11 protein-coding genes are annotated in these 12,563 nt (G+C 65.4%); 8 read left to right on the plus strand and 3 right to left on the minus strand.

Going from position 1 to position 12,563, the window contains the following annotated elements:
* Positions 1 to 335: 335 nt before the first annotated feature.
* Entirely contained in the window at positions 336 to 1,460 is a 1,125-nt protein-coding gene (locus NYF13_RS22650; protein ID WP_315659444.1) for a DUF3472 domain-containing protein, read from the plus strand.
* A 250-nt stretch (positions 1,461 to 1,710) separates the two neighbouring features.
* On the opposite strand, the gene NYF13_RS22655 is transcribed toward NYF13_RS22650, so the two are convergent.
* Complete coding sequence (locus NYF13_RS22655) at positions 1,711 to 1,857, minus strand: hypothetical protein (RefSeq protein ID WP_315659445.1); 147 nt, start codon at positions 1,855 to 1,857, stop codon at positions 1,711 to 1,713.
* 1,443 nt (positions 1,858 to 3,300) lie between these two features.
* Here NYF13_RS22655 and NYF13_RS22660 point away from each other — a divergent pair.
* The 7 genes from NYF13_RS22660 (at position 3,301) to NYF13_RS22690 (ending at position 9,146) form a co-directional block, all read left to right on the plus strand.
* Positions 3,301 to 4,365 (plus strand): beta-ketoacyl-ACP synthase 3, encoded by a 1,065-nt coding sequence (locus tag NYF13_RS22660; RefSeq protein ID WP_315659446.1) that lies wholly within the window; start codon positions 3,301 to 3,303, stop codon positions 4,363 to 4,365.
* Positions 4,362 to 4,652 carry an acyl carrier protein gene (locus NYF13_RS22665; RefSeq protein ID WP_315659447.1) on the plus strand — a complete coding sequence of 97 codons (291 nt, stop codon included), beginning with the start codon at positions 4,362 to 4,364 and terminating at the stop codon, positions 4,650 to 4,652. The genes NYF13_RS22660 and NYF13_RS22665 overlap by 4 nt, the downstream gene beginning before the upstream one ends.
* Positions 4,653 to 4,724: 72 nt before the next feature.
* Positions 4,725 to 5,576, plus strand: coding sequence for an alpha/beta fold hydrolase (locus tag NYF13_RS22670; protein WP_315659448.1), 852 nt, complete (start codon positions 4,725 to 4,727; stop codon positions 5,574 to 5,576).
* A gap of 37 nt (positions 5,577 to 5,613) precedes the next feature.
* Positions 5,614 to 6,612: a beta-ketoacyl-ACP synthase 3 gene (locus NYF13_RS22675; RefSeq protein WP_315659449.1), complete on the plus strand. Its 999-nt coding sequence runs from the start codon at positions 5,614 to 5,616 to the stop codon at positions 6,610 to 6,612.
* A 33-nt stretch (positions 6,613 to 6,645) separates the two neighbouring features.
* The gene (locus tag NYF13_RS22680; RefSeq protein ID WP_315659450.1) at positions 6,646 to 6,888 is read left to right on the plus strand and encodes an acyl carrier protein; all 243 of its coding nucleotides are present in this window, start codon (positions 6,646 to 6,648) and stop codon (positions 6,886 to 6,888) included.
* On the plus strand, positions 6,885 to 7,853 hold the full coding sequence (locus NYF13_RS22685; RefSeq protein WP_315659451.1) for an alpha/beta hydrolase: 969 nt from the start codon (positions 6,885 to 6,887) through the stop codon (positions 7,851 to 7,853). The genes NYF13_RS22680 and NYF13_RS22685 overlap by 4 nt, the downstream gene beginning before the upstream one ends.
* A gap of 126 nt (positions 7,854 to 7,979) precedes the next feature.
* Positions 7,980 to 9,146 carry a glycosyltransferase gene (locus tag NYF13_RS22690; protein ID WP_315659453.1) on the plus strand — a complete coding sequence of 389 codons (1,167 nt, stop codon included), beginning with the start codon at positions 7,980 to 7,982 and terminating at the stop codon, positions 9,144 to 9,146.
* Positions 9,147 to 9,995: 849 nt separating this feature from the next.
* On the opposite strand, the gene NYF13_RS22695 is transcribed toward NYF13_RS22690, so the two are convergent.
* Positions 9,996 to 10,736, minus strand: a complete 741-nt coding sequence (locus NYF13_RS22695) for a GntR family transcriptional regulator (RefSeq protein WP_315659455.1) — start codon at positions 10,734 to 10,736, stop codon at positions 9,996 to 9,998.
* Between the two features lie 673 nt (positions 10,737 to 11,409).
* On the minus strand, positions 11,410 to 12,549 hold the full coding sequence (locus NYF13_RS22700) for an ROK family protein (protein WP_315659457.1): 1,140 nt from the start codon (positions 12,547 to 12,549) through the stop codon (positions 11,410 to 11,412).
* Positions 12,550 to 12,563 lie beyond the last annotated feature (14 nt).

Consider the following 12,563-nt stretch of genomic DNA (forward strand, 5'->3'; position numbering starts at 1 on the left):
CTGCGTTGCCGGTTGCGCGAATCCACTGGTTACCCGCCCGAAGCACAGTCTGAGCACCCAGGTGACACAAAAGCCACCTAGATCCTGTTCACGGCAGTGCCGCTCAGCGCTGGTACCGGGACGCACTGCCGTGCGGATCGGCAACCGCGCCTCTCTGTGGAAGAAGATGCTCGGACACTGGCATGTACACGCAAATTGTTGCATCGCAACTGACAGCGTAGTATCCTTTCTGCGGCGAAGGACGCAATCACCACCGCGTCCGGCTCCCGCTTCGCTGCTATCGCAGCGTGGGCCAGCCATTAACGCTTCCTCGGTCCAGAATCCCCACTGAATCCGTGCGTAAACAACTCATGCATAACCACAAACCTCACGCTGTTATCGAAACGAGGAAAGCTGTGCAGGCGCGACATCGCACACAGGCCCTGATTGTCACTTTCGTCACAGCTGCAGCACTCATGTTTCTGTTTTTGCTGGTACCGGCCGACCCCCACCCGGCCTGCCCGGACACATCCGGCCTCAAGTGCCCGTCGACATCGGGTCTAGCGGTAGAGACCGGCGTACCGGCGTCGAGCACGTCGTCGAGCCAGCCTTCGGCGCCTCTTCCACCGCCGACGTCACACCCGTCCTCGACACCTCCGGAATCAACCCGGACGGGAACAGGGCCGATCGAGAACCCCGAGGCCGATGTCCCCAGCGAAGACGCAACTGCGGCTGAAAGTAACCCTGCGGCGTCATTCACGGCTCCAGCAGCCAACGAACCATCGTTCATACCGGCAAGCAGCCCGCAGCACTTCATCAATTTCACCTACTCGGCTCCCGGTAATTTTACTACGTTCGAATACGCAATCAAGGTGGACACCAATTCGAACGTCGACAACATATATTACAGCCAATATTTCTACGGCAACGACCACAACGGGTTTTACTCAGGCCTGCAGCCCCATCCCAACGGAAAGGCCGGAGTGAGATTTTCGTACTTCGGCAATGGTGCCACGCCTTTGGACGCACACTGCCGGGCAGGCGCCGACGGTGGCAGCGGAGTCACCTGCGGAGCCAACGACCTCATCTACGCCACAGGACGGACCTATATTTTCCGGACCATACGGTCGCGGGACAGCCAAGGTTTTCGCTACACCGGCACAATCACCGACAGTACAACTGAGGTTACCCGCACGATCGGCGCCTGGCGAGTGCCGGCCGATGTCGTCGGCTTCAGCAACGCAGCCAACGCTTTCATCGAAAAATTTTCCGGAGTCAATAATTGCGGAGACACACCATCCGTGGCAGTTTCATACAGCGGCGTACAAGCTGATTCGCAGATGATCCAATTCCGATCATTCTCACAGAAAGCCGCCTACAGGCCGGGCAGTGGCATCTACACCTGCGGCAATGTATCAAACTACTCGATCACCGCCTCTCAACCGGGACGTTACACCGTCATCTCGTCGGCATCTCGATAAGCAAGGCACCGACCACGTACGTCAACCGGCGATGAGTACTCCAGCGGCCGCTCGGCCAACATGCCGGGACAGGCTCGGCCCATGCCGGACCGGACACGCTTTACATTCTGGCAGCTGCCGGAAACCTGCGACGCCGCCGCGCCGACCCCACCGGGCCGGACCACCTCAAACAGATCCAAGCCGTGATGGGCGCGCGAGGAACGAGTACATGCCGTGACACGACGGGATCATCTGCATCTCAGGCGGGGGTCTACACATTGCTGACTTTCGGACCGGGGTGCTCGAACTGCAGCACAACAGGCCCGCTCCAGTCGACCGCACAGACCACCACACCACCCAGGTCCGGAGGAGCCAGGTCGGCCACCACGGCGACGCCACCGGCGACGCGCACCTGCACTGCAGAAACGCCTGGTCTGGCTCTTCGCCGTCCCGGGTCCGCTGCTGCCAACCCTCGCGGGCTTCACGATGAGCTTTCACCCGACGAGCCGGAACGGAGGACACGCTTCAACCCGGCGAGGACACGAACCACACGCAGATGTTCCCCTGCACCCTCCGGTCACATGCCGGGCCAGGTGATCAGTCCAGAATGCGTTTGCCTAGGCGGATGATTGCACATACCAGGTGGAGGGTGGTGTGATGGATGCCGGCTCGGCGTTGGGTGTGGACACAGAGCCGGCGGACACCGGTGGGCCACGCGAAGGCACACTTCGCGGGCCCGTGGATCGTGCCTCCAGCCGGAACCGCGTCCGACACCGCGGCGGCCGATCAGGGGGGCGATGGCGCGGGCGCAGACCCGGCAACGGTACGTGTCGTGGTCGGCGCAGAGCCGTTCTACCCATCCGGGGCATTGCCGGCCATGCCCCGGATGGGTAGGACGGCCGCGGGCAGCAGAACCAACTAGGTGGCGTCGCCGGTGGCGGCCGCCGGTCAGGTCGACGGCGAGCTGGGTACCGTGTGCGTCGGTGATCAGGTCGTGCTGGGAGCCGGGTGTACGTCGGTCGACCATGCTCGGCCCGGCGCGTTACCCCCGTGAGTGCACGCAAACAGATGGAGCCGACCGGCATGACCAGCAGGTCGAGCAGCCCCGCGGCGCGCAGGTCGGCGAGCAATGTCTTGTACATCTGCTGCCAGACCCCGGCCTCCAGCCACTCGGCCAGCCGCCGCCGTATGGCTTCGGAAGCGCCGAACAGGGCTCCCGACAGCCTGTTCCAGCTTATGCTGATGCGCACGGCTGAGAGGATGCCCCTGGGCAGCTCGATCATCCGCACGCCTTCGACCTGGCTAGCGCAACCGCCACGACGGCACCGGAGTCAATGGCTCCAATCGGTCCCGCAGCTCATCGGTCAGACCTGCCCACGTAGCTCTGACAATGTACGGCTGCCCATTGTTGTTTCGTGGTAAATGCGGGCTGCTTTAAGCGCATCCGGCTGGCGACGGCGGACACCACCTTGAGCCACGAGATTTCTCGTCATCAATCGGATTTCTCGCTCGCCAGTTCCAGATCGGCCACAAGTAGTCACCGGTTCATGCTGGATTGATCGACATCGTTGCACCATCGATACAGACAGGGATGCTCGGCGGAGCGTACCATCCGCCGCAGTCGCACAGGTGGAGCAAAGGCACCGGTTTCTGCGTTCGCGACTTTCGCTGTAACGCGGCGCGCGTCCGATGCGTCTTCGATGCATAGCAGGATGCCGGCCCGGTAGCGGCGGGGGCCGGCTTCCCCGAACGACACCAGTGTCGCCGCTGATCCCGCATTCCGTGATTCGGCCCGGGACGAAGATGAGGCTGCCGCGTAGCAGAGGAGTCATGCTCCCGGTCAGCTCGGTGAGGAGATCTCATGACAGCGGATCGAGCTTCGGTGATCGCGGGCGTCGGGGCCTGCAAGCCCGCGCGTGTCATCCGCAACACCGACGATCCGATTGCGTCCCTGGAGACCACGGACACCTGGATCAGGTCACGTACGGGCATCGTCTCCCGGGGCTGGGTGGCCGACGGTGAAAGCACCGGTGACCTTGCTGTGCGGGCGGGGCGGCAAGCGCTGGACCAGGCCGGTGTGACTCACGTGGATCTCGTCATGGTCGCCACGATCACCCCCGACCACCGGCTCCCCGCGACGGCGCCGTGGGTGGCCGCGCAGTTGGGCCTGGGAACGGTACCGGCCTTTGACATCGTCGCAGCATGCGCGGGCTTTCTCTACGGCCTCGCCGCGGGTGAAGCGTGGATTCGGGCGGAGCGGGCCGATCGAGTCCTGCTGATTGCCGCGGAAACGATGTCGACCATGGTGGATGTCTCCGACCGCGGCACTGCTGTGCTGTTCGCCGACGGCGCAGCCGCCGTTGTGCTTCGGCGCGGCACAGCCGACGAGGCCGGCGCCGTGCTCGCTGTGGAACTGGGCAGTGACGGAGAGCAGAAGGATCTGGCGACCGTGCCCGCCGGGGGCGCTCGCCGTCCGGACCGGGCGCAGGCAGAGCCGCTGTGGGAGCACTCGTTGCAGTTGCAAGGACCTCAGACGTTCACTCAGGCGGTGACGCGGATGACCGAGGTATCACGCTCGGTCTTGCGCACGGTCGGCTGGCAGAGCACGCACGTCAAGGCGTTCATCGGGCATCAGGCCAACCAGCGCATTCTGGACAAGGTGGCCGACCTGGTCGGCATTGCCCCGGACAGTCGGCTGGGCAATATCCGCTACACCGGGAATACCTCCTCCGCCTCCATTCCCCTCGTCCTGGCCGAAGCCGTCCAGGGCGGGTTCGTCGAACCGGGAGTTGCCACGGTGCTGACCGCTTTTGGAGGGGGCGCAGTGTGGGGGGCGGCTGCCATGACCTGGCCGAGCCTGCCGCCGGCATCGTCGCGTATCGCTGCGCAAATCGGATTCACACAGCCGCAGAAGGAGCCCTCATGACAGAAGAAGATCGCCGGCACTTGGACTTCATCACCTCTTACCTGGCGGACACTTTCGGCGTCGAACGGAAAACCCTGAATCCGGACAGGACGTTCGCCAGCTTGGATCTCGACTCGATCGCCCAGGTCGAGCTGTTCGTGACCCTCGCAGAGCACTACGGCGTCCACATGGACGACGCTCGCGCGCACGGCGGATTGACGCTGGCCGAGACGGCTCACATGGTCACGACCGCGCCCAAGCCACCGGCGAACACTCCCCACGACAACGCTCCGCGCATTCAGAGCTGAGGCCCGCTGGTGCCGGAATGTGGCGCGTCGAAGGAGCCGACCATAACCAGCCATGAGGTACTCCTCAACGGAGTGTCCCTGGCCTGTCATGTGGAGCGCAGCCGCAGTCCCTCGATCGACCCGGTACTGGTCATCGGCGGTGTGCTCCAAGGCAGACCCGGCTGGTCGGTGCGACGAGAACACGTCCTCCCTCTCGCGGATCTGATGTCTGTCGATGTGCCGGGTTTTGTCGTCGTGTCGCCGACCGGTGCCGGACCCTCAATTGATCACCTGTGCCAGGTGGTGACGGCCCTGTTGGACGACCTCGGCGTGACGCGGGTCAACTTTTTCGGCTATTCGCTGGGCTCGCTGATTGCCTACCGCTTCGCGCAGCGAAGCCCGGCGCGGGTGGCCCGGCTGGCGCTCGGTGGTGTTCCGCTGGGAATCGCTTCCCGGCTGATCTCCCATCTGGAGCTTGGCGCCGCGCGGACGGCAGGAGGGGAGCCACAAGCGCTTGCGGAAAGCCTGGCGGACGCGTTCCTGGAGCCCGTGCAGTCACAGGCCGTCCGCAACGGCGAGGTCGTGCACCGGCTGGTGCGGCGGCTGCTGGTGCGAGCCATGTCAACGACCGTCACGGCGTTGCCCGCGCGACGTTATTCGGTCACCCGGGAACTCGACCCCGCAGGCGGATTGGACGACGTGCCCACCCTCGTCTTTTGCGGTGTTCACGACACTCTCGGCTCGCCTGCGCAGCACCGGCGTTTCGCCGCGAACATCAGCGACTGCCGGTTCGCGGTGGTTGGCGATGCGGATCACTGGATCTTCCTGGAAAGACGGGAAGACACCAGCGACCTGGTGATGCGCCACTTCACCGGGCAGTCTCTTGCGCAACTGTCCTGCCTGGTCGACTTCGCCGCAGGCGACGCCATCGCCAATACGGGTTGATCGAAGCGCCGGCCGCTTGAGGAGAGGAGCTCGGCCGATGGAGAGTACACCTGTGGTCCTGTGCGGTCTGGGCAGCTGGCTGCCGCCGATTGTCGTGGACAATTCCGGGTTCGTGTCCCCGCAGACCGCTGCGTTCATCCGGCGGCGCATGGGCATTGCCCAGCGTCACCGCGTGACCCCTGGCACCGCGACCGTGCACCTGGCCGTCCAAGCGGGCAGACGCGCCCTGGCCTCCTCCGGCCTCGACAGCGCCGAGGCCTTGATCCTGGCCACCTCCACTCCGGAGCGTCTGTGCCCCGCAGGCGCTCCGGAGGTGGCCACCGAGTTGGGAATGACCGGTATTCCCGCCTTCGACGTGAGTGCCGGCTGCTCCGGGTTTCTCTACGCCTGCGAGATCGCCCGCGGCCTGCTCAGCGCCCGCACTGTACGCAGTGTGCTGATCGTCGCCGCGGAAATCATGTCGGCGTTCGTCAACCAGGCTGACCCGCAGACCGCCCCTCTTTTCGGTGATGGGGCCGGAGCTGCCGTCCTACGGGCCGCCGAGCCGACGGAGAAATCCACGTTCGGCCCGGCGGTTTGGGGCAGCGATGGCACCTTGTCCGACATTCTCGCCATCCCTGCGGGGGGCAGCAGGCAACGTGTCCCGGTCGACGGCGGCGGTGAATTGTTTCTGCGCATGAAGGGCAGTCACGTGTTGCGTAACGCGGTACGCCGCATGTCCGAGTCGGTGCGCGAGGCGATCGCGTCGGCAGGCTGGGACTTACGCGACGTCGATGTGCTGCTGACCCACCAGGCCAATGCGGCGATCTCGCACGCCGTCGCCGCCGCCCTCGACTTTCCCACCGCGAAGATGCCGTCCAACATCGCCACCGTCGGCAACACCGCCGCCGCTTCACTTCCTCTCCTGCTCACCCACGCCGTCGCAGACGGCACGCTGAATGCGGGCCACCGGGCGGTGCTGGTGGCCTTCGGCAGCGGCCTGTCCTGGGCCGCCACGACCGCCGTCTGGCCATCAGGCCTCAGCCCACACATGTAGTCGATCAACCCCCATTACTCGGAGGAACCGACCGTGCCGGACACATTCGCCCGCGTCACCGACATCCTGACACGTCACGCCGGTCTTGCGGCGGACGCCATCACACCCGAGGCGACCCTCCAGGAGGCTGGCGTCGACTCCATGGCCATCGCCGTACTCGCCATGGTCCTCGAGGAAGAGCACCATCTCACCATCGCCGAGACCGACCTATCCGGTGTGTCGACAATCGCGGATCTGGTCGCCGTGATCGACCGTCGTCTGGCGGCGACCCCGTGACCGCTGCGCAGAGCCCGACCGTCGTCGACCACATCGTCACGTGGGGTTCCCACGGCTTCTCCTGCCGCGACCTGTCCCCCCGATCCGGAGCACCACGCAGCTCATTGCTCATCATCGGCGGCGGCTTCCAGGCACGGGAGACCTGGAAACCGCTCGAGACCCGCCTTGGCGGCCGATACCGACTCCTCATCCCCGAGCTGCCCCAGGCCGGCACAGCGGACGCTGGGACAGGCACGCTTTCCTGGGACGATCTGACCGACGCCGCCCTGCGTGTCCTCGACCAGCTCGGTATCGACCGCTTCGCGGTCCTGGGTGTCTCCTCCGGCTACCCCATTGCCTACCGCCTCGCGCAGCAGCACTCCGACCGTGTCAGCCGCCTGCTTCTCTTCGGAACGACTCTCACCACCGGTCCGCACATCCTGGAGGTGCTCCGCGAGGGCCTGCGCCGAGAAGCCGCCGTGCACCACCCACACAACGCGGCAGCAGACCATCATACGTCTCCAGAAGACCCGCAACTCGGCCCGCCCACTCCCGCCTCACTCCGCGACGCTGCGCACCAGCTCGCGGGGGCTTTGACAAATCCTCGGGCCTATCACCGCAATATCCGGATCCGCGCGGCTGCACGCCTGCTGACCGAACGGCTCGTCAAGACCGGCGAGGACCCCCTCGTGCGCTTCGTCGCCAACCGCGGACGTCTGCAACTGGAGGACCCTCTCGTCCATGGGCGCGTCGCACATGTCCCCGCCCTGGTCGGCGTCGGGGAATACGACAGCACCACCACGCTTGAGGACAACCGGGCGGTCGCCGACACCATCGACAACGCCACACTCATTGTCCTGCAAGACACCGATCATCTTCTGTACCTCGAACGCGAAGCGGAGTTCGCCGGCCTGGTCGAGCGGTTCCTCGAAGGGCAATCCCCCGCCGGCCCGGGGGTCCTTGTCTCACCGACGACGTCTTCGTGACCAGCCGCAGACGAACGGTGACGTGCACCGGCGCCTGCTCGCTACGCCGCTCCCGCCCCGATTCACCATAGACAGGAAAGAGCCCGCATCATGCCTTCGGCTCCCCCGGACAAGCGGTCCCTTCGCGTGCTCCTCACTACCTGGGGGTCCACCGGCGATATTGCCCCCTACACCGGCGTCGCCGCAGCGCTCACCGCAGCCGGCCATCAGGTCACCGTTGTCGTTTCCTCCCGCTACACCAACCGCTTCACCATGCACGCAGCGCACGTTCACGCCCTGCCGACGGAGAAACAAGAGGACGTCCTCCTGGCAAGAAAACGAGCCCACCCCCGGTTGTGGCAACACATCCCCACCACCGCCGCGCCCGTCCTCCTGCGGACGAGCGCAGAGGCCGACCTCATCCTCGCCAACCCCCTGATGCATCCCTTGTGCGCGGTCATCGGTGAAGGGCTGAACGTGCCTTCCGTCGGCGTGTACACCATCGCACTCGGGATGATTCTGCCCCGGCTGGCCGCAGGGCACGCCGCCAACGGCTACGCCCTGGCCGACAAGGCCGCCAAACTGGCCCTCAGCCACATGTTCGCACCCGCCGTCAGATATCTGCGCCACAGCCTCGGCCTGCCCCTCCGGCGCACGGAAACACTCCTGCGCACACTGCGCGACCAGCAGATCTGCTATGGGATGAGCGAAGCATTGATTCCCGCGGGTTTCCCGCACACCACGACCGGCCACTGGACGCCGTGCCGCCCGGATGGCTGGCAACCCGGGCGACGCCTGCTCGACTTCCTCGAGCGCGGGCCGGCGCCCGTGTACTTCGGCTTCGGCAGCATGTACCGCACCGATACGGCAAAGCTGAACCAGATCATCGAAGAAACTGTCCGGATTCTTGGTGTCCGAGCAGTCATCCAAGCGGGATGGGGCGGACTGCACGCAGAGACAGACGACATCCTCACCATCGGCGAGTGCCCTCATGACTGGCTCTTCCCGCGCATGAGAGCCGCGGTTCACCATGCCGGAGTCGGAACGGTACATGCCTCCCTGAGCGCCGGAATACCCACCCTGCCCGTTCCCGTCATGCTGGATCAGCCTTATTGGGCTGGAAGGCTTCACACGCTGGGCCTCACTCCCGCGGTTATTCCAGCGCGGCACCTCACCGCAGAAAGGTTGGAGCACTCGCTCAGCCGGTTACTTCACCAGGACATGTACACTGAACGGATCTTAAAATTTCGCGACCGCGCACAAAAACAAGACGGAACCGGTAATCTGCTGACTGAAATTAACAGATATTTGTGAAAGTCTTGCATACACTACCACCCGAGGTCATATCACTGGCAATGAGAACCACCGTTACGACCCACGAAACCGTCAATACCACTCGACGCCTGCATGCTCGCCGGCCAGTGGCATAACGATACCGTCCGGTCATCATTCGGCAACGCCTGTCAAAGCCCGGGATCAGAGAGTTTTGTCTGGCCAATCACTCCGGCCCGATTGAGCTGATGCGCAAAAGCGAGAAATCCGAACTACTGACGTCCGCCGCGCTGTACCTACTCGTCGACGACGGCGACGAGCCTATCGAAGGCTGCGCCCCCTGCGATAATGACCAGCCCCGGCCAGTGTTCAGCATCTCCCCCGGCATGGTCGCGCAGTCGACGGTCCCGCTACTTCGGCGGCGGTTGATCCGGTGATCCGCCGGCTTCCGCCACCGCAGCGCGATCCCCCGCGAACAAAACACCGGCAACGAGTGCGCGCCGCGGCTTTTCTCCACGCGAGCGCGACCCGCGGTTTCCATCCTCGGCCAGTGACCTCGGCCTCCGACCCCGACCACTTCCGGCGCCACCTACACAATCGCCGGCACCGCGACCGGCAGAGCCGTCGACGACCCCGCATTTTCATCATTCCCGACACGCGATTGATCGTATGAGTCCGGCACGACAACGGAGACCAGCGCTGGACAACCACCACGGGCAGCAGCGGGACCTTTTGCTTTCGCAGCATTTCGAGCGGGTTGTGCGCCGACGTCGAGGACTGTCCGACCGTCGGCGGGTGCTCCCGGGCGGGCAACCGTCGGCACCATCCGCCGGACCTCGGCGCGATACCCGCGGACAGGAAATTGTGGTTGCGAGTACCACCGTGGCCTCGTCACCAGTCCGGTTCGGCACCGTCGATCGCGGCGATGGTTACTGCCTTGATCGGCTCGACCGACACGGTCATGCAGACGTTGATCGGCGTACCCGAGGTGTCGTGAGTTGTCATATATGCGCTGGCGATTGGCGTCCCGGTAGCAAGTCCCATCAGCTCCGACTCGTGCGCTGAGGCGCGGCGGGATTCGACTTGCAGCGTCGCCACGGTGGCAGCCACGCCCGAGCGGTGCAGGACGGCGAGCACTTCCGGGGTGGAGGTGTCCGCCGCATCGGTCAAGTCGTGTCCGGTCGTCAGCCGAACGTGATCGATCATGCGCCCGGGAATCCAGTGCTCGTCGATCCTGACGAGGATACCGCGACGGCGATGGTGGTGGATGCGATGCGCGACAAGTGTCCCGTCCTGCATCCCTAGCCGGGTTGTGATGTCTCGGTCCGGCCGAGCCCAGCCGGCGAGAACGGTGACAGTGCCATCGTTCGAGGTACTGACGCGCCGAACTGGGGCGGGCGGAGGTGCCGGGAGGCATTCCCGAAAGCGGACGGTGATGCCATGCCCGTGCCGGACGGTGACCAGTCCGTCGTCTTCGAGGATCTTGACGGCGGCTCGAGCGGTGGCGCGGGCGACGCCATGGCTGATGGCCAGCATCCGGAGTGTGGGCAGTCGCGTACCGGGCGGGTGGTCGCCCCGGTGAATCCCGGTGGCGAGTTCCGCGGCCAGTGTCCGATACCTTTGACTGGGCACTACGTCACACTCCGATGTCGAAACGCGTGAATTTGCGCTGCAGAGCTGACGCGATCATCGGGCCCGAGCGTCCGCGTGGTTGGCGTGACAGGTGCCTGCGTCGATTCGTCGTTGCCGGCGCCTTGCCGAGTGTGCGGGGAGCTAAGAGGCCAGTTCGTGAGACACGTCGGCGATGGTTTTTCCTGACGTATGCTTCAGCAGTCTCTTCCTCCGCCGAAGCGTGGCGTGCACCCGGGTTGAGGGCCACACCGGTGATCCAGGGACAACGCACCAGCAGCTGTTCATATCTCATCGCGTCTCACCTGCTGACGGGCGAGACCAAGAGTTGTCAGCACAACGACCACCTCTTTCGCGAGGTCACCCGACGTGGCAGTGCGGATGACCGGTGCCCGCCGGAAACTAATATTTGGTCTATGCCAGGCCCGTGCCAGCTGCGGAACGCGGCTTGCAGGGGCCGTGAGCTCCGCCAAGCACCATTACGCCCGGCGCCGGAAAGGTGATCAAAATGCAAGCATCTCTCTTCTCTGAAACACGTGCGGGCGTCGCCGGCGCTGGCGATGAGTGCAGAGTCCGTGACGGAGACCGCGGCCAGATGGCCGGCGAGCAGCCGCGCAGGCTGCAGAACCTGCCGGCATGTGCCCCGCTCGTCGAATTCGGCCATGTGCAATGCCACTCACACGGGATTCACGAGTTCAACGGCGCTGGCCAGTACCAGATCACGAGCATGGGCCATCGCCACCTCGACTGCTCCAAGGACGACGCTGTCGTCGTTCAGGGCGGACAAGACCACCTCGGGCAGCACGTAGCAGGTTTTGGCCAGATGCCGCTGGATGGGTTCCAGGACGACCGAGCCTGCCCGGGCGGCGCCGCCGCCGATGACGACACGCTGGGGATCCAGTGCGAGGACCATCGCACCGATGCCGTCGGCGAGGGTTCTGGCGAACAGGTCGACCGCGGTGAGCGCGTGGGCATCGCCCTCGGCGGCGCGGGTGAACACCCATTCGTTCGCCGATTCCGCCGAGCCGGCCGGGACCCCGGCCATCCGGAACAGCTCTCCGGGGGCCTGCTCCCAGCCGAGACCAGGGTGCCTGCCGATCTCGCCCGCCGCGCCGGACCAGCCCGTGAAGGGCAGCCCCGCAATGAGAGCAGCGACACCGAGCCGGTGCCCGAGATGCACATACAGTGCAATTTGGACATCTTGGGCTGCACCGAGCCGGTGCTCGGCCAGCACGGCAAGATTGGTGTCCTTGGTCGCGGTGATCGGGCAACCGAGCCTGCGCCCGAACTCGGCGGCGAGGTCGACCCCGGCCCAGCCGGTGATTGCGACACACTGGCGCACCACACCGTGTGCATCGATGATTCCCGGGCTGCCGAGCGCGACTGCGACGAGGCCGGCGGGCGCGGCGTCGGCGATCATCGCCGCCACGCAGGCGATGCGGGCTTCGGCCCCGAGGTCCGGGGACACCGCCCGGCGCACGGCAGCCACGGTGACGTTGTCCAGCGAGGCCACGCGCACCGAGATCGAGTACGCGCCGATGTCCACTCCCGCCACATACCGGCTGTCGCCGGCGAAGCGGTACTGCTGGGCCGGGCGGCCCCCGCGCCGGGCGTCGTGCCCGTCCAGGCGGAGCAGATCAGCCTCGACCAGTGTGCTCAGGATGGTCTGTGCGGTCGGCCGCGACAGGCCCGTGTACTGGGCCACCGACGTGGTGGTGAGGACCGGCCGGTCGAAGCTCAGCCGGAGAACCCGCTGGATATTGAGACCGCGCAGTGCACTCTGGTCACCACCGCGTAGTTGATCGAACACATCCACCGCAGCCCCTTGAC

The sequence above is a fragment of the Amycolatopsis sp. PS_44_ISF1 genome (genome assembly GCF_032335455.1).
Taxonomy (GTDB): domain Bacteria; phylum Actinomycetota; class Actinomycetes; order Mycobacteriales; family Pseudonocardiaceae; genus Amycolatopsis.

Bases quoted from the DNA above. Each gene is read 5' to 3' on its own strand.
- NYF13_RS22660 (WP_315659446.1), top strand. From the start codon at position 3,301: ATGACAGCGGATCGAGCTTCGGTGATCGCGGGCGTCGGGGCCTGCAAG.
- NYF13_RS22665 (WP_315659447.1), top strand. From the start codon at position 4,362: ATGACAGAAGAAGATCGCCGGCACTTGGACTTCATCACCTCTTACCTG.
- NYF13_RS22675 (WP_315659449.1), top strand. From the start codon at position 5,614: ATGGAGAGTACACCTGTGGTCCTGTGCGGTCTGGGCAGCTGGCTGCCG.